Origin of the sequence: Streptomyces sp. NPDC001822 (assembly GCF_042892135.1) — a bacterium.
Taxonomy (GTDB): Bacteria; Actinomycetota; Actinomycetes; order Streptomycetales; family Streptomycetaceae; genus Streptomyces.
The window spans coordinates 57,230-73,964 of record NZ_JBIATW010000005.1 but is presented as its reverse complement, the minus strand read 5'-3'; the positions used below and the strand labels follow the sequence as shown (position 1 = coordinate 73,964).

Genomic DNA, 16,735 nt, shown 5'->3' with positions numbered 1-16,735 from the left:
CGGGGTGACGGTGAGCGCGTGGCACGCCACGGAGAGTGCGCGGGGTGGCGTCGTGTGCGTGCGGGTGCGCCGTCACCGCACTGACCACCTAAAACGCAGGTGAGAGGCACCCCGAACCCCTGGTATTGTTTTCCTTGTCGCCGGGGGGAAACCCCGGAGCGGCAGACACCTTGTCCGGGTGGCGGAATGGCAGACGCGCTAGCTTGAGGTGCTAGTGCCCTTTATCGGGCGTGGGGGTTCAAGTCCCCCCTCGGACACCAGTGAGGACCCCAGTTGATCTGGGGTCCTTTCGCGTTCCCCCGCGAGCGGGGGCGGCCGCGGGGTGGAGCGCCCCTCCCGCCGGGTGTTGTTTGGGTCACATTCGACCTCCAGGTACTTGTTTTCAGCCATGTAATCGATTCCAATCAACTTTGTAATCGATTCCACGGCTGGTTCCGTTGGTCTCGATGCTCTCGGAAACCACAAGGAGGTGGTCCGGAAATGGCGAGCATCAAGGATGTCGCGGCCCAGGCGGGAGTGTCTGTCGCCACGGTCTCCCGCGTCCTCAACAGCCATCCTTCCGTCAGCCCGGACGCACGCAGACGCGTCCTCGCCGCCGTCGACGCGCTCGGCTACCGGCCCAACGCCGTGGCCCGATCGCTGCGCACCGACCAGACGCGCACCCTCGGCCTCGTCATCAGTGACGTACTGAACCCGTACTTCACCGCCCTGGCCCGCTCCGTGGAGGAGGAGGCCCGCGCGCTCGGGTACAGCGTCATCATCGGCAACGCCGACGAGCGGCCCGCCCAGCAGGACCACCACGTCCGCACGCTCCTGGACCGCAGGATCGACGGACTCCTGGTCTCGCCGGCGGACGGCGAGTCCCCCCTGCTGCTGGACGTCGCACGCACCGGTACCCCGATGGTCTTCGTGGACCGCTGGATGCCGGGGGTCGACGTGCCGGTCGTCCGCGCCGACGGGCACCTCGCCATCCAGGACCTGGTGGCGCACCTGCACGCGCTCGGCCACCGCAGGCTCGCCATCATCGCCGGCCCGGCGGCCACCACCACGGGCAACGAACGTGTCGAGGCCTTCGGGGAGGCCATGCGGGCCCACGGACTCGCGCTGCCCGACGCCTACATCGGGCAGGGCGACTTCCAGGCCGACAGCGGCCGGCGCGTCACCGAGCACTTCCTGTCCCTCCCCGAACCGCCCGAGATCGTCTTCGCCGCCGACAACCTGATGGCGCTCGGCGCCCTGGACGCCATCCGCGCCCGCGGTCTGCGCGTCCCGGAGGACATCGGGATCGCGGCGTTCGACGACATCCCGTGGTTCGTCCACACCGGTCCGCCGATCACCGCGATCGCCCAGCCCACGGGCGACCTCGGCCGCGCCGCCGTCCGCGCGCTCGTCGACATCGTCGAGGGCCGCCCCCCGCAGTCCGTCACCCTGCCCGCCCGCCTCGTCGTACGCAGCTCCTGCGGCGAGCGCACCCCGAGTCCCGGGAGCAACGAGTGAGTGAATCGGTCGAGTTGCTGCGCATCGAAGGCGTACGCAAGACCTTCCCCGGTGTAGTCGCCCTGGACCGTGTCGATTTCGACCTCCGCAGCGGCGAAGTGCACGTCCTTCTCGGTGAGAACGGTGCCGGCAAGAGCACCCTCATCAAGATGCTCTCCGGCGCCTACCGCCCGGACAGCGGCCGGATCTTCGCCGGTGGCCAGGAAGTTCGCATCCACGGCGCACAGGACGCCGAGAAGCTCGGCATCGCGACGATCTACCAGGAGTTCAACCTGGTCCCCGATCTCACGGTCGCCGAGAACATCTTCCTGGGCCGCCAGCCGCGCCGCCTCGGCATGATCGACCGCGCGCGCATGGAGGCCGACGCGGAGGTGCTCCTGCGCCGCGTGGGCCTGCACGTCTCCCCGCGGGTCAAGGTCCGCGAACTGGGCATCGCCCGGCTGCAGATGGTCGAGATCGCCAAGGCGCTCAGCCTGGACGCCCGCGTCCTGATCATGGACGAGCCGACGGCCGTGCTGACCTCCGAGGAGGTCGACAAGCTGTTCGCGATCGTGCGGCAACTGCGTACGGACGGTGTCGGGATCGTCTTCATCACCCACCACCTGGAAGAGATCGCCGCCCTCGGCGACCGCGTCACCGTCCTCCGCGACGGCCGCAGCGTCGACCAGGTGCCCGCTTCCACACCCGAGGAGGAACTCGTCCAGCTGATGGTCGGCCGCAGCATCGACCAGCAGTACCCGCGCGAGCGGCCCGAGACGGGCGAGGCCCTGCTCTCCGTCCGGGGGCTCACCCGCGACGGCGTGTTCCACGACATCACCTTCGACGTCCGGGCCGGTGAGGTTGTCGGCCTCGCCGGACTGGTCGGAGCGGGCCGCACCGAGGTCGCCCGCGCCGTGTTCGGCGCCGACACCTACGACTCCGGCACGGTCGACGTCGCCGGGCAGCGGCTCGGCAAGCACGACGTGACCGCGGCCATGGGAGCCGGCATAGGGCTCGTCCCCGAGGACCGCAAGGGCCAGGGGCTCGTGCTCGACGCCTCCGTACAGGAGAACCTCGGCCTGGTCACCCTGCGCTCGGCGACCCGTTCCGGAATCGTCGACGTCAAGGGGCAGCGCGCCGCCGCCGCCCGCATCGCCGAGCAGCTCGGGGTACGGATGGCCGGCCTCGGCCAGCACGTCCGGACCCTCTCCGGAGGCAACCAGCAGAAGGTCGTCATCGGGAAGTGGCTCCTCGCCGACACCCGGGTCCTGATCCTCGACGAGCCCACCCGGGGCATCGACGTCGGGGCCAAGGTCGAGATCTACCAGCTCGTCAACGAGCTCACGGCCTCGGGACACGCCGTCCTGATGATCTCCAGCGACCTCCCCGAGGTCCTCGGCATGAGCGACCGGGTCATCGTCATGGCCCAGGGCCGCATCGCCGGGGAGCTCCCCGCACAAGAAGCCACCCAGGACGCCGTGATGGCACTCGCCGTCAGCGCCGCACCCACAACCGCACCCACCGAGAAGGCAGAGGAGAGCCCCCGTGGCCACTGACACGCATCCGAGCACCAAGGGCGCCGGCGGCGCCGGGAACACCCTCCGCCGCCTCCTGCTCGAGAACGGCGCCCTCAGCGCCCTGATCGTCCTCGTGGTGGCGCTGTCGCTGCTGTCGGGCGACTTCCTTACCACCCAGAACCTGCTGAACGTCGGTGTGCAGGCCGCCGTGACCGCGATCCTCGCGTTCGGTGTCACCTTCGTCATCGTCTCCGCCGGCATCGACCTCTCCGTCGGATCGGTCGCCGCACTGTCCGCGACCGTGCTCGCCTGGTCGGCCACATCGGCAGGCGTCCCCGTCTGGCTCGCGGTCATATTCGCCATCGCGACCGGTCTGGTCTGCGGGCTCATCAGCGGCGCCCTCGTCGCCTACGGCAAACTGCCGTCGTTCATCGCGACGCTGGCCATGCTCTCGGTCGCCCGCGGTCTGTCCCTGGTCATCTCCCAGGGCAGCCCCATCGCCTTCCCCAGCTCCATCTCGCACCTGGGCGACACCCTCGGCGGGTGGCTGCCCGTCCCGGTCCTCGTGATGATCGCGGCCGGCCTGGTCACGGCGCTCATCCTGGGCCGCACCTACATCGGCCGCTCCATGTACGCCATCGGCGGCAACGAGGAGGCCGCACGCCTCTCCGGACTGCGCGTCAAGAAGCAGAAGCTGGCGATCTACGCCCTGGCCGGCCTCTTCGCCGCCGTGGCGGGCATCGTCCTCGCCTCCCGCCTGACCTCCGCGCAGCCCCAGGCGGCGCAGGGTTACGAACTCGACGCGATCGCCGCGGTCGTCATCGGCGGCGCCAGCCTCGCGGGCGGCGTCGGCAAGGCGTCCGGCACCCTGATCGGTGCGCTGATCCTCGCCGTCCTGCGCAACGGCCTCAACCTGCTCTCCGTGTCCGCCTTCTGGCAGCAGGTCGTCATCGGTGTCGTCATCGCCCTCGCGGTGCTGCTGGACACCCTGCGCCGCAAGGCCGGCTCGGGCGCTCCGTCCGCCGGCGGCTCGTCCGCCGCGGCCGGATCACCGGGGTCGAAACGCAAGAAGACGATGGAGCTCGGCATCGCGGTGGTCGTCGTGGCCGCCGTCGTCGCGGCGGTGTCGTTCTTCCACTCCGGTTCCTCCGGAAGCACCAAGAAGATCGGCGTCTCGCTCTCCACCCTGAACAACCCCTTCTTCGTCCAGATGAAGCAGGGCGCCCAGCAGGAGGCCAAGAAGGCCGGCGTCGACCTGACCGTCACCGACGCCCAGAACGACGCCTCGCAGCAGGCCAACCAGCTGGAGAACTTCACCAGCTCCGGCCTGGACTCCATCATCGTCAACCCGGTGGACTCCGACGCGGTGGGCCCCAGCGTCCGCAGCGCCAACAAGGACGGCATTCCGGTGGTCGCCGCCGACCGCGGCGTCAACAAGGCCAAGACCGCGACCCTCGTCGCGTCCGACAACGTGGCGGGCGGCAAGCTCGCTGCGAAGACGCTCGCCGAGAAGCTCGGCGGCAAGGGGAGCATCGCCGTCCTGCAGGGCACGGCCGGCACCTCCGCCAGCCGTGAGCGCGGCGCGGGCTTCGCCGAAGGCATCAAGGCCTACCCCGGCATCAAGATCGTGGCCAAGCAGCCGGCCGACTTCGACCGGACCAAGGGTCTGGACGTCATGACCAACGTGCTCCAGGCCCACCCCGGGATCACCGGTGTCTTCGCCGAGAACGACGAGATGGCGCTCGGTGCGGCCAAGGCACTCGGCAGCAAGGCCGGGAAGTCCGTCGCGGTCATCGGCTTCGACGGGACGCCGGACGGCCTCAAGGCGGTGAGCACGGGCACGCTGTACGCGTCCGTCGCCCAGCAGCCCAAGGAACTGGGCAAGATCGCCGTGCAGAACGCCGTCCGCGCTGCCGACGGCAAGAAGGTCGCCGGCACGGTGATGGTTCCGGTCAAGGTCGTCACCCGGCAGAACGTCGCCGACTTCTCCTGATCAAGGAAGGCACGAACCAGATGTACGTCAACGAGGACCCCGCACCCTCCCGGTACGACCTCCTGGTCGTCGGCTCGGCCAACGCCGACCTCGTCGTCGGCGTCGACCGCCGGCCCGGCCCCGGGGAGACGGTGCTCGGCTCCGACCTCGTCGTCCACCCCGGCGGCAAGGGTGCCAACCAGGCCGTCGCCGCCGCCCGACTGGGAGCCCGCACGGCGCTCCTGGCCCGGGTCGGCGACGACGCCCACGGACGGCTGCTGCGCGCGTCGCAGCAGGAGGCGGGCGTCGACACGGGCGGGGTCCTCGTCGGCGGGGCGGCCACCGGGGTCGCCCTGATCACCGTCGACCCCTCGGGCGACAACAGCATCGTCGTCTCCCCGGGCGCCAACGCCCGGCTGACCCCCGAGGACATCAGGGCGTCGGGCCCGCTGTTCGCGGCGGCCCGCGTCGTCTCCGTACAACTGGAGATCCCGCTGGACACCGTCGCCGAGACGGCGCGGGCACTGGGCCCGGACACGCGCCTGGTCCTCAACCCGTCCCCGCCCGCGCCGCTGCCCGACGAGGTGCTGGCCGCCTGCGACCCGCTGGTGGTCAACGAGCACGAGGCACGGTTCATCCTCGGGGAGGGCGCCGGCGACACCCCGGAGTCCTGGGCACGGGGGCTGACCGCCCTCGGCCCGCGCTCCGTCGTCATCACCCTGGGCGCGGGAGGCGCCCTGGTCTCCGACACCCGCACCGGTGAGGCGGTACGCGTCCCGAGCCCCAAGGTCCACGCGGTGGACACCACCGGCGCGGGCGACGCCTTCACCGCGGCCCTGGCCTGGCGCCTGGGCCTGGGCGAGGAACTCACCAGGGCCGCAGGGTTCGCCGTACGGGTGGGCGCCGCGGCTGTCACCAGGGAGGGCGCACAGGCGTCCTTCCCCACCTCGGAAGAAGTCGCGGCACTGTGAAGAAGACAGGCATCCTCAACCGCCACCTCGCGGGAGCCCTGGCCGAACTCGGCCACGGCGACGGCGTCCTGATATGCGACGTGGGCATGCCCATCCCGGACGGTCCCCGGGTCGTCGACCTCGCCTTCCGGGCGGGCGTCCCGGCCTTCGCCGAGGTCCTGGACGGACTGCTGGCGGAACTGGTGGTGGAGGGGGCCGTCGCGGCCGAGGAGACGGCCGCGGCGAACCCGGAGGCGGCCGGCCTGCTGGCCGCCCGGCTCCCCGGGCTCACCCACGTCTCCCACGAGCGCCTGAAGGAACTCAGCGCCTCCGCCCGCCTGGTGGTACGCACGGGCGAGGCGCGGCCGTACGCCAACGTGCTGCTGCGCTGCGGCGTGTTCTTCTGACCGCCTGACCGCACCACCTGCCGCGGGGCGAGCCCGCGCTCACCCGCGACGGGTGTGCGCGGGCTCGCGCGCGTCGTAGCCCGACCGCGCGCGGTCGACCCGGCCCTACGGCCTCAGCACCTCGCGGAACGTGTACACGCCCGACGGCTCCATGCGCACCAGCGCCATCGGTTTGCCGTCGGGATTTCCGTCCGGGGCGAAGGAGATCGGGCCGCTGAGTCCGGACACCGAGGCGCGCCCGCTGAGCTGGAGCAGCATCTGCAGCGTCGCACCCGTGTTGACCTGACCCCCGCCGTCCGGTCCCGCGGCGTTCCGGATCGCGACGCCCAGGGTCCATACCGCGTCGTGCCCCATGATCACCTGGCCGTCCTGGAGCACCTGCATCGTCTCGTCGGGCGCTCCGCCGAACTCCGTCCTGTACAGCCCCAGGAAGTCCGGCAGCGGGTTGTTCGCCCCGGCGTAGAGGCGGCCCGCGAGGGCCGGGTGGGCGAGCGAGGAGTAGAGGACGGTCACTCTGCTGTCGGTCCACTCCGTGCGGAACTTCTCCCGCCGCGCCTCGCTCTCCAGCGAGCCGTAGTAGGCGCCGACCGCGTCGTCACCCGTGATCAGCGTGACCGGACACCGGCGGTCGGGGGCGGACATGGAGTAGATGAAGTTACGGATGTTGACGCCCCGGCCGGCGAAGAACACCGCGTCGGGACGGAGGTCGCACACCTTGTCCGCGACGGAGGAGAAGGCGTTGGAGACGCCGTCCACCCCTGACAGGAACTCCAGCGGGGTCCCCTCGGTCTCCAGGCCCCGCTCGGCCGCCGCCGTCGCGAAGGCGGTGGCCATCGACGTGTTGTAGATGTCGTCCTCGTTGCGGTCCCGTATGACGGCGACCTCGAATCCGGGATCCTTCTTCTGCCGCGCCCTCAGGTAGTTGACCGCTGCGGCCGCCTGGTCACGGTTGGGTGCGGAGGTCCGGAAGAACCCCGGGCGGGCCGCGTCCGACAGGCTGTCGGCGGTGACCGTCGCACCCATCATGGGGATGCCCGCCTCGCGCAGTGCGTCGACGGCGTTCTTGGTGCCGCCCCGGCTCTGGCCGAAGCCCGCGACGGCGACGAGGTGGTTGTCGTCCTTCGACATCGCCACGAGATCGGCGGTGAGGGTCCGCCACTGCTCCGAACGCAGGCCCAGGTTGCCGACGAGCAGGCGCACCTGCGGGAGGTCACCCCGTCCCGCACCGAGGTCCGGGTCGTTCAGCTCGCGCTGGGCGAGATAGGCGCCCATCAGCTCCCCCCGCAGCCCGTACTTCGCCTCCTCCTCGCCCTTCACCGTCGTCAGCGGCTCGATGTACGCCACGGAGACGAACTGCTTGCCGGACTTCCCGACACGCTCGTTCTCCGCCTCGATCCTGCCCATGACCTCCTTCAGCGAGGGGTCGAAGGCGAAGGAGCCGTCGCTCACGCCGATGCACTCCTCCCGGTCCCCCTTCCTGAGGATGCCCGGAGCGCATTCCGCCTTCTCGTGCTGCCAGGCCCGGTAGGCCTCCGCACCGCCCCACACCGCCGCCGTGAGGACCACCGCACCCGCGACGATCCACGGTGCCTTGCGCCGGGGCGGACGCGGGGGGACGAACGTGCCGTCGTCGGAGCTCACCACCACGGCTTCCTTTCGTAGCGTTGCGCCATGCGCAGCAGCACATGGCGGTCGTGCTCGTCGCCTATCGGCCGGCGGAGCGTCAGGAACTCCTCGACGATGTCCGGATACAGCTCCGCGTACGGATCGCCGAGCGGATCGCCGTACGGCTGCGCGGCCCCCTCCGGCCGTGGATGCGGGGTGATCCAGCCGGCCGCCAGCAGCCGGGTGATGGCGCGCCGGGGGGCATCGCCCCCGGCGACGCCGACCAGCCGCTCGTACCGGTCGCGGGCCGGCTCCGGCAGGGCGCCGTCCCAGCGGCACGGGGCACGCTGCAGCCAGGCCAGATCGGCGCACCACGCGTCGGCGCCCACCTCGTCGAAGCGGTCCCGCAGATAGCCCACGGCCGAGCCCAGGTCGTCCAGCGCCAGGTCGTGATACGCGACGGCGCGCAGGTCCCCCCGCGTGACCGCCGCCGCACGCAGGGCCCGGTGCGCGCCCGTCCACGAGCCGGGCCCGCCGGTCTCCGGAGCGCCGTCGAGGCGGCGCAGCAGCAGGAAGCGGGTGAGCCGGTGCAGGGCGGGGAGCCCGTCGTCGGGCTCGGGCACGGTGCGCAGGTCGTCCGCGCAGTAGCCGACGAACTCCCGGAGCACCGGCTCCTGTCCCTCCCACAGGGACTCGCAGGTCTCCGCCCTGCCGAGGGTGACCCCCGCGGCCGCCCGCGGCATCAGCCGGGCCAGCTGCGCCGAGCAGTCGCGCAGGAGGAGTTCGAGCAGCCGCGGGCCCGCGGACACCGCGGGCACCGGCTCGACACTGCCGTCGAGAGGGGCCAGGCACTGGTGCATGCGCGCGTCCCACGGCATGTCGGCCGGCATGCGGCGCAGACCGTCGAGCACCTCGGCCGTCCCCGCGGGGTGCCCCCGGGTGACCTCGTACACGATCCATCCCAGCCACTGCACGGCGTTGTCCGTCCGCGGCAGCACCGAACCCGCGGGCAGCCCGTCCAGGGTGGCGGCGGCATGCGCCTCCACCTCGCGCCGGCTCAGGTCGCGCAGCTGACCGGCCACCACGAGCGGTCCCGCCGACAGCGGGCGGAAATGGGACTGCCGCGGCCAGCTCTCGCGGTAGTCGGGGCGGTGGCCGCTGCCGGTCTCCGCGCGGACCAGCGTCTCGGGACGCCGGCGCGCGGTCGTCACGACGAGGAGGGGGTCGGGGCGGCCCGAGCGCTCGCGCGACTCCAGCAGGAGCGTCAGGAACGCCTCGCCGACCGGGGAGTCCGCGTTGTCCAGCAGCGCGAGGCAGTGCGTGGTCCGCAGCCGGTCCGCCCGGCCGGAGGCGTACGCGCCGCGCAGGTCGGCCAGGAAGGAGTCCAGCAGCACGCGTTCGGCCTCCGCGCGCTGGGCGGGATAGCCGTGGTACAGCCGGTTCACACCGACGAGGAAGTCGGCCGTCCCGCCCCGCCCCGGCCCCGCGGCGGACGTCTCGGCGAACCTCCTGCGCAGCCGCAGGCCCAGCCGCATGCGCATCCCGCCCTGGACGAGGGGCATGACGACGGAACTCCAGCCGGGCAGCCCGAACCCGGCGAGCTGGGCGACACCGTCGACGATCCCCTGCAGTTCCTGGTACGAGTGCTCCCGCGCCCGTCCCGCCCTCAGCGCCTCGGCCATGTCGCGGACCGCCCGCTCCCGGCTGCCCGCGTCGACCGCCGTGCCCACGGCGGCGAGGAGTGCCCCCAGCGCAGGGAAACCCAGCCGGGGGATGCCGTCGTGGCGGGCACTGAGCTGGAACGCCATCTCGATCAGCACGTCGATGGGTGTGCCACCGCGCTCGCCGACGGGTTCCAGATCGATGCTCGCCAGCGGTACACGCCGCGCCCACTCGCGCAGATGACCGGTGAGCGCGGTCTTCCCGCTCCCGCGCGTGCCCAGCAGCATCAGGGCGGGTATCGGACGCAGTGGCCCCTGCTGCCTGCTCAGGGTCTCGGCCACGCGTCTGCGCACCGCGACGTCACGCTCTGATCTGCCGGCTCTGCCGTCGGCCATCCAGCTCCCCCCGCCGACCGGACGGCGCTCCGTCGGAACGCCGTAACTCACCTGCCCCACAAGGGTATTCACAGATGATCCCGCCGGAGGGGATCTCGCCGCAGGCGCCCCTGGTGAGCCTCCAGTGCGCCCCTCGCGCGCCCCGCGGGCACCGCGGAGAGCGGGCGCGGGCGGAGCGGCACACGCTAGGATCACGTCCGTGACTGCCGGGTCGGCCATGGGCCACGTACGAGAGAAGCGCCCGGCCCCTGCGTGAGCGCGTGGCGGGCCCGTGCCCCGCCGGCCTGTCGTGCATTCCGGAGCGCCCTGCGGGGCGCCCCCGTCCCAGCGGAATCCACGACACGGAGACGTATCCGACATGACCCCCGCACAGCACCACACCCCGCCCGCCACCGATCAGGGCACCACGGTCGTCCAGTTGAACCACACGGCGGTGTACGCCGGAAACCGCAGCCTGTCGGCCGAGTTCATCGCCGCCGTGCTGGGCCTGGAGGTCGGCGCGCCGTTCGGGCCCTTCCTGCCCGTCGACCTCGGAAACGGCGTGACCCTCGACTACTACGAGCTGCGGGACGCACCGGTGCAGCCGCAGCACTACGCGTTCCTCGTGCCCGACGCGGAGTTCGACGGAATGATCGCGCGCCTGCACGCGCTCGGAGTCACCCACTACGCCGATCCGGGGCACACCGAACCCGGGCGGATCAATCGCCTCTTCGGCGGCCGAGGGGCCTACTTCGAGGACCCGGACGGCCACAACATGGAGATCATGACCAGGCCCTACGCCCGGCCCCGCTGACCTCGCCCCGCACAGTCAGCGAGTCCACCAGTTCCGCCAGTGCCGCGGCCAGCGCGCCGAGACCGGGGCCCGCGGGTCCGCCGGGCTCGGACATGTACAGGTCGCGGCGGATCTCGATCATCAGTGCGCCGACCCGGTGGTCCGTCCCGTAGTGCTTCAGCGGGACGTACGTACCGGGGAAGGGGCTGTTGAGGCACGTACCGCCGAATCCGGCGAACGCCGCTTCCGCCCGGGCCAGGAGCCCGGGCGGGGTGTGGAAGCCGTCGGTGCCCAGACAGACCGGTGGGCGCGGCCCGCCGCCGTGGAGCTCGTAGGGGAGCGCGGCGGTCGGATACGAATGGACGTCGATGACGACCGCACGGCCCGTGGCGGCCAGCCGAGCGTCCACCGCTGCGGTCATCGCCTCCGCATACGGGTGGAAGAAGCGGTCCAGCAGCGGCTGCGGACGGTGTTCCGGAGGACGCAGGCGCTCGCGGTGAGTGGTGTGCGTGTAGACCGCGCCCATGCCGACGGCCAGCATCTCCTCCCGATCGTCCGGGAAGCGCTCGGGGTCGACGACGAGCCGTGACAGGCCGTTCGCGAAGGTCCAGGGGGCCACCGCGCAGGCACGGGAGGCCAGTTCCGTCAGTTCGGCGGTGTGGGAGTCCGTGATGTGGTCGAGCTCCGCCTCCAGCGCCCGGTCGTCGAGCGAGATGCCCTCGCGTACGTCCGCCGGGACGGCCCGGGAGGAGTGCGGGACGTGCAGCAGCACCGGCGACTCGGCGGCACCGGCTGTCAGTCGGTACGGCTGCGGCTCTGGGCTCAAGGACCGGTCCTCCGGTGTGCGGTGGGTGGCGACGGGAGGGGAAAGGCTACGCGGGTCGGCCTGGGACCGCGCGGACTGCGGCCGTGCGGTCCCGGATTCGCTCACCCGTGCGGTGGTGTCGCGGTGGTCCCCCTACAGTCGTCGTGTGCCCGAACTCTCTTACCTCGACGCGGTCCGGAAGTCCTACGACACCGTCGCCGCCGACTACTTCCTCAAGGTCAAGCCCCCGGAGGAACTGGATCCCCTGTCGCGCGGGATGCTGAACGCCTTCGCCGAGACGGTACTGTCCACCGGTCTCGGGGCCGTGGCCGACCTGGGATGCGGACCGGGCAGGGTGACGGCCTACCTGGCCGGGCGCGGGGTGCCCGCCTTCGGTGTCGATCTCTCCCCGGAGATGGTCGGACTGGCCCGGCGCACTCACCCGGACCTCGATTTCGCCGTCGGTTCCATGACCGCGCTGGCGATCGACGGCGAGGTGCTCGGCGGCATCCTCGCCTTCTACTCCACCCACCACACACCGCCGGACCAACTGCCGACGGTCTTCGGTGAGTTCCACCGCACGCTCGCCCCCGGCGGGCACCTGATGCTGGCCGGTCACGTGGGGGCGGGAGAACACCTGCGCCCGACGCAGGCGTACGGCGGTCACCCGGTGTCCTACGAGTCCTACCTGTCATCGCCCGATCGCATCGCCGAGCTTCTGCGGGGAGCCGGGCTCGTCGTCACCGCCCGGCTGGTGGAGGAACCCGCCGAGGGGGCCACGAGGTCCCATGCCACGTTCTTCGCGCGGAAGCCCGGTCGGGCCTGACGGGCGGGGCCGCCCGGGGAACGGGCGGTGCGTGTGCCCGCCGGGCCGGGCGGACCGGGCGCACGCACCACCCGCCCCCGTCCGTCCGCGGCCCCTGTGCGACCCGGCCTCAGTCGGCCCAGACGTCCGCGTCGTCGGCCGGCACCGTGGTGGCCAGCTTCAGTTCCTTGCGGGCGCCGACCGTCTTGCCCGGGTCGATGCCGGTGAAGGCGACGTCGTACGCGATGTAGAAGGCGTCCGTGTCCTTGGCCTCGGCGGCGTCGTGCCAGGCGTCGGCCGTCTCCTCCAGCTTCGTGCGGAGCTTGACGGTCTCCGGCTGCTGGATGTCCTTCATCGTCCTGAGATGGCCGTCGAGCGCGGTGGCGACGGCCTTGGCCTGCTTCTTGTAGGCGGCCAGGTCGTCCTCGATCATCTTGGCCTCGGGCTGGTTCGCCCACAGGGCCTCGTAGACCGCGTTCGAGCCGTTGAGGTAGGCGAGCTGGTCGGCGGCCAGGGACTTGCTCTCCAGCGAGCCGGTGAAGTCGCCCAACTCCTTGGTGTAGGCGCAGCTCACCGCGCGGTCGCCGGTCCGCCAGCTCTGGGGCGTCGGGTAGTAGTAGAAGAGGTCGACGCCGGCCGGAACCGCCCAGGTGTCGGAGACGAACTTCCGGGACTCCACCGGGCAGCGCTCGTCGGCGATCTTCGACGCACCCTCCTCACCCGGGTACTCCGTGATGCCGTCGATCGAGAACTCGCCCACGACCTGCCCCTTGTGCGGCTCCTTGCACGGGACGATCTCGACGGCGAACTCCTCGCTCCCCGTTGCCTCGCTGTTGGGGTTGTAACAGTCGCCCTGAGTGAGGGAGAAGACGGAACGCTGCCGCAGTGCGGTCTTGGCGCCGGCCTTCGCGCTGTCGATGGCGTCGGAGCAGCCCACCGCTCCCACCGCGAGAAGGGCGACAACGGTCGATATACCGCGTACGGAGCGGGACGTGACACCGAAAAGCATGGCTGGGGCATCCTCAAACGGAAGGGATGTGAACAGGTGTGCGCATCGTATGGCATAAGTGTGATGTCTCTGTTCACGGTTGGTTCACGTGCCGATGGCCCCGCATCGAGCGGCCCGGCCGAGGGGTCCGGTGGAACACGGTGCGCGCCGTCCTGCACACCGGCTCCCTCGGTGCCTGCGCCGGGCGGTCCACCTGCACGGTCTCGCGGCAGGGGGGCCGAACGCCTGGTGGCGGTGTTCGCAGCCGCTGATGCCTTTTCCGTCAGCCCCTCCGCTCGCTCCGGAAGGAGATCCGGTGCGCCCGCGGCGTACGGTCGTCCGTCCGTGTCCCGCCGCGGTTCCCCTCGTTGACCAGTGGCGGGCGGTCCCGGGACGGGACACGGCGGGTGCGATCGAGCCCGGCCCCGCGCGGACGGACGGCTGACCGACCGTCACCTCCGCGGATCTTCGGCCCGGCGAGGAGAGCCATGCATGAGACCCGGGTGCGAGCGGCGGCACCGGAGCCGGCCGTCACCGCGGCGCGCGACCGGCCCGGCGGTCCGCTGCCCTGGCTCACGGCCCTGGGACTGGCCTTCCTCGTCCTGCAACTCGCCGTCGTCGTGCCGGGTTCGGGTCTCGGCTGGGACGAGACCGTCTATGTGAGCCAGGCCGGGGGCAACGCTCCACCCGCGTTCTTCAGCGCACCCCGCGCCCGGGGGATCTCCTACCTCGTCGCTCCGGTCGCCGCACTGACCTCGTCCACCGCCGTGCTGCGCATCTATCTCGCCCTGCTGTCCGCGGGTGCGCTGGTCGGTGCCCTGTACGTCTGGCGCAAGGTGCTGCCCACGCCGGTCCTCGTCTGTGCGGGGGCGTTCTTCGCCGGGCTGTGGCCGACCCTGTTCTACGGCTCGGCGGCCATGCCCAACCCCTGGTGTGCCCTCGGGGCCCTGGCAGCGGCCGGCTGGGCCGCCAGGCCGGCGCGCGACGGTACGGGCCGCAGGGAGGCGGTGGGCGCGGGAGCCGCGGTGGCACTCGTCGCCCTCATGCGGCCCGCGGACGGCTTCTGGCTGGCGCTGCCGCTGGTCCTCGCCGTCGTCGTGGTCCCCGGGAGGCGCCGTCCCGGCATGTGCGCCGCGCTCGTGGCCGGGCTGGTCGCCGGGTGCGCCCCGTGGACAGCCGAGGCGTACGCGCGGTACGGGGGTCTCGGTGCGCGGCTCCACCGGGCCGGTGAGATCCAGGGCGGCCTCGGCTGGAACATGGCCGTGGACGACCATCTGCGGGCACTGGCCGGACGCACACTGTGCCGCCCGTGCGACATCGGATGGGACAGCCCGGGCACGGCACTGTGGCTGACGGTCCTTCCCGTGCTCGTCGTCGGCGGTGTCGTGGCGGCCCGGCGGTCCGGTCGTGGCACCGTGGCGCTCCTCGCGGCGGTGACAGGACTGTCCGTGGCGGTCCCCTACCTCTTCCTCGTCGGATACGCCGCTCCCCGCTTCCTCCTCCCCGCCTACGCGCTGCTGTCCGTGCCGCTGGCCGAGTGCCTGGTCCACCTCTTCGCGCGCGCCTGGCACGCCCGCCGGCCGGCCGGTCTCGCCCTCCTGACACTGGTCCTGGCGGCCCACCTCACCGCGCAGATCCTCGTCGTGAGCCACGTGGTCCGCGTCAGCCACGCCACGACCGCGCGGTTCACCGCGATGGCCGGAGCGCTGAACCGCTCGGGTGTGAAGCCGCCGTGCGTGGTCAGCGGGGCCGACGCGGTGCCGATCGCCTATTACGCGGGGTGCGCGTCCCGGCAGACGGCGGGCCACGACGCGAGCACGACCCCGGCCGCGCTCCGGAGGACCGCGCGGCACGTACCGACGGCGGTCCTCGTGGCTCCCGGCGAGGCCCCGCCGCCGTGGGCGGCCGGCCGGCGGGGCGTTCCCCTGCCACGCGGCAGCGGCGGAGCGGCCTACCGGGGGTACGTGCTGCCCGTGGTCGCACCGGAGGCGGCGGACCGGAGCAGGTGACCGAGCCCGCCGGCCGGGCCGTCCGGACGGGACGGCCGGCGTGAAGGCACGGCAGGCCGTGTGCGGGCCACGCCCGGGCGGGGAGGGTTGAGCGGCGAAAGCGCGCCCGGTGAAGGGAAGTTGCACGTGTCGGGTGTGCCGCGGTGGTCATAGGGCGCGTCGGCGGCTGTGACCGCCGCGCGCGTGTTACGAATGCCCGGACGGTGGATGGCCACCCCGGGCCCCGTCCGGGTGCCGCCTGAAACGTCCCCGTAATCCGCCCGGCGCGGGAGCTTCCTACCCTCGCTCGGGAATCGTCGGAACAGCGGACGGAGGCGGTGCCGTGGCCGGCGCACCAGCGCGCGGACGACAGGCCGATCACAGCGTGGGGCTGTCCCACCGGGTCATCCACGGCTACCGCCGTGCGTACCGGATCGCGGGGGAGGGCCCCGTCATCCTGCTCATCCACGGCATCGGCGACTCCTCCGCGACGTGGGCGGAGGTGATCCCCGAGCTGGCCCGGCGGCACACCGTGATCGCCCCGGACCTCCTCGGTCACGGAGCCTCCGACAAGCCCCGCGCGGACTACTCGGTGGCCGCCTACGCCAACGGCATCAGAGACCTGCTGGGCGTCCTCGGCGTCGAGCGCGCGACCCTCGTCGGCCATTCGCTGGGCGGCGGTGTGGCGATGCAGTTCGCCTACCAGTACCCCGAGCGGACCGACCGCCTGATCCTGGTGAGCGCGGGCGGAGTGGGGCGCGAGGTGAACCCGGCCCTGAGGGCCGTGTCGCTTCCCGGGGCCGACCTGTTGCTCTCGGCACTGCGCCTGCCCGGTATGCGACGGCAGGTCGGCCTCTTCACGCGGCTCATGAAGCTCCTCGACACCGACCTCGGCCAGGACGCCGCCGAGCTGATCGACCTCGTGGACGCGCTTCCCGACGGCACCTCGCGCAGCGCCTTCATCAGCACACTGCGCGCGGTGGTGGACTGGCGGGGGCAGGCGGTCACGATGCTGGACCGCTGCTATCTCGCCGAGGGCATGCCGACCCTGCTGCTGTGGGGGTCTCGCGACAGCGTCGTACCCGTCCACCACGCCCGCGGGGCCCATGCGGCGATGCCGGGAAGCCGCCTCGAGATCTTCGAGGGCGCGGGCCACTTCCCCTTCCACAGCGACCCCGTCCGCTTCCGGGACCTGGTCGAGGACTTCATGAGAACCACCGCCCCGGCCGACTGGAGCCCGGAACGCTGGCGGGAACTCCTCCGCGCCGGCCGCCCGGGCACCGAGGACGGCGCACCGGACCCCGCGTTCGAACGCGCGGTGGGACGGAACCTCAAGGAGGCGAGCGAGCGCAGCGCCACCTGAGACCGGCCCGCGCCGGGGCCGTATCCCTTC

General features: G+C 72.2%; 13 protein-coding genes and 1 tRNA gene. 10 read left to right on the top strand and 4 right to left on the bottom strand.

Annotated features, from left to right (window positions below; genetic code table 11):
• Positions 1-172 precede the first annotated feature (172 nt).
• From ACFYY2_RS13665 to rbsD, 6 genes are all read left to right on the top strand, one after another.
• Positions 173-260: transfer RNA gene (locus tag ACFYY2_RS13665), tRNA-Leu, on the top strand.
• Between the two features lie 220 nt (positions 261-480).
• A complete protein-coding gene (locus tag ACFYY2_RS13660; protein ID WP_388741500.1) occupies positions 481-1,497 on the top strand; it encodes a LacI family DNA-binding transcriptional regulator in 1,017 nt (338 codons plus the stop codon).
• Positions 1,494-3,032, top strand: coding sequence for a sugar ABC transporter ATP-binding protein (locus ACFYY2_RS13655; RefSeq protein ID WP_388741497.1), 1,539 nt, complete (start codon positions 1,494-1,496; stop codon positions 3,030-3,032). The genes ACFYY2_RS13660 and ACFYY2_RS13655 overlap by 4 nt, the downstream gene beginning before the upstream one ends.
• Complete coding sequence (locus ACFYY2_RS13650; protein ID WP_388741494.1) at positions 3,022-4,986, top strand: substrate-binding domain-containing protein; 1,965 nt, start codon at positions 3,022-3,024, stop codon at positions 4,984-4,986. The genes ACFYY2_RS13655 and ACFYY2_RS13650 overlap by 11 nt, the downstream gene beginning before the upstream one ends.
• 20 nt (positions 4,987-5,006) lie before the next feature.
• Positions 5,007-5,936 (top strand): ribokinase, encoded by a 930-nt coding sequence (locus ACFYY2_RS13645; RefSeq protein ID WP_388741492.1) that lies wholly within the window; start codon positions 5,007-5,009, stop codon positions 5,934-5,936.
• On the top strand, positions 5,933-6,322 hold the full coding sequence (rbsD, locus tag ACFYY2_RS13640) for a D-ribose pyranase (protein ID WP_388741490.1): 390 nt from the start codon (positions 5,933-5,935) through the stop codon (positions 6,320-6,322). The genes ACFYY2_RS13645 and rbsD overlap by 4 nt, the downstream gene beginning before the upstream one ends.
• Before the next feature lie 105 nt (positions 6,323-6,427).
• On the opposite strand, the gene ACFYY2_RS13635 is transcribed toward rbsD, so the two are convergent.
• Together ACFYY2_RS13635 and ACFYY2_RS13630 are read right to left on the bottom strand one after the other, a co-directional pair.
• Positions 6,428-7,963 (bottom strand): ABC transporter substrate-binding protein, encoded by a 1,536-nt coding sequence (locus ACFYY2_RS13635; protein WP_388741487.1) that lies wholly within the window; start codon positions 7,961-7,963, stop codon positions 6,428-6,430.
• Positions 7,960-9,984, bottom strand: a complete 2,025-nt coding sequence (locus tag ACFYY2_RS13630) for an ATP-binding protein (protein WP_388741485.1) — start codon at positions 9,982-9,984, stop codon at positions 7,960-7,962. The genes ACFYY2_RS13635 and ACFYY2_RS13630 overlap by 4 nt, the downstream gene beginning before the upstream one ends.
• Positions 9,985-10,342: 358 nt before the next feature.
• Here ACFYY2_RS13630 and ACFYY2_RS13625 point away from each other — a divergent pair, with 358 nt between their 5' ends.
• Positions 10,343-10,777 (top strand): VOC family protein, encoded by a 435-nt coding sequence (locus ACFYY2_RS13625; RefSeq protein WP_388741482.1) that lies wholly within the window; start codon positions 10,343-10,345, stop codon positions 10,775-10,777.
• Here the strand turns inward: ACFYY2_RS13625 and ACFYY2_RS13620 are convergent.
• Complete coding sequence (locus ACFYY2_RS13620) at positions 10,746-11,582, bottom strand: N-formylglutamate amidohydrolase (RefSeq protein ID WP_388741479.1); 837 nt, start codon at positions 11,580-11,582, stop codon at positions 10,746-10,748. The genes ACFYY2_RS13625 and ACFYY2_RS13620 overlap by 32 nt on opposite strands.
• Before the next feature lie 145 nt (positions 11,583-11,727).
• Here ACFYY2_RS13620 and ACFYY2_RS13615 point away from each other — a divergent pair, with 145 nt between their 5' ends.
• Entirely contained in the window at positions 11,728-12,387 is a 660-nt protein-coding gene (locus ACFYY2_RS13615) for a class I SAM-dependent methyltransferase (RefSeq protein ID WP_388741476.1), read from the top strand.
• Between the two features lie 109 nt (positions 12,388-12,496).
• Here ACFYY2_RS13615 and ACFYY2_RS13610 read toward each other — a convergent pair whose 3' ends face one another.
• The gene (locus tag ACFYY2_RS13610) at positions 12,497-13,375 is read right to left on the bottom strand and encodes a septum formation family protein (protein ID WP_388741473.1); all 879 of its coding nucleotides are present in this window, start codon (positions 13,373-13,375) and stop codon (positions 12,497-12,499) included.
• Positions 13,376-13,842: 467 nt separating this feature from the next.
• Here ACFYY2_RS13610 and ACFYY2_RS13605 point away from each other — a divergent pair, with 467 nt between their 5' ends.
• Positions 13,843-15,363, top strand: coding sequence for a hypothetical protein (locus ACFYY2_RS13605; RefSeq protein ID WP_388741471.1), 1,521 nt, complete (start codon positions 13,843-13,845; stop codon positions 15,361-15,363).
• Positions 15,364-15,685: 322 nt separating this feature from the next.
• A complete protein-coding gene (locus ACFYY2_RS13600) occupies positions 15,686-16,705 on the top strand; it encodes an alpha/beta fold hydrolase (RefSeq protein ID WP_388741469.1) in 1,020 nt (339 codons plus the stop codon).
• Positions 16,706-16,735 lie beyond the last annotated feature (30 nt).

Bases quoted from the DNA above. Each gene is read 5' to 3' on its own strand.
- ACFYY2_RS13660 (WP_388741500.1), top strand. From the start codon at position 481: ATGGCGAGCATCAAGGATGTCGCGGCCCAGGCGGGAGTGTCTGTCGCC.
- ACFYY2_RS13645 (WP_388741492.1), top strand. From the start codon at position 5,007: ATGTACGTCAACGAGGACCCCGCACCCTCCCGGTACGACCTCCTGGTC.
- ACFYY2_RS13630 (WP_388741485.1), bottom strand. From the start codon at position 9,984: ATGGCCGACGGCAGAGCCGGCAGATCAGAGCGTGACGTCGCGGTGCGC.
- ACFYY2_RS13625 (WP_388741482.1), top strand. From the start codon at position 10,343: ATGACCCCCGCACAGCACCACACCCCGCCCGCCACCGATCAGGGCACC.
- ACFYY2_RS13610 (WP_388741473.1), bottom strand. From the start codon at position 13,375: ATGCTTTTCGGTGTCACGTCCCGCTCCGTACGCGGTATATCGACCGTT.
- ACFYY2_RS13605 (WP_388741471.1), top strand. From the start codon at position 13,843: ATGCATGAGACCCGGGTGCGAGCGGCGGCACCGGAGCCGGCCGTCACC.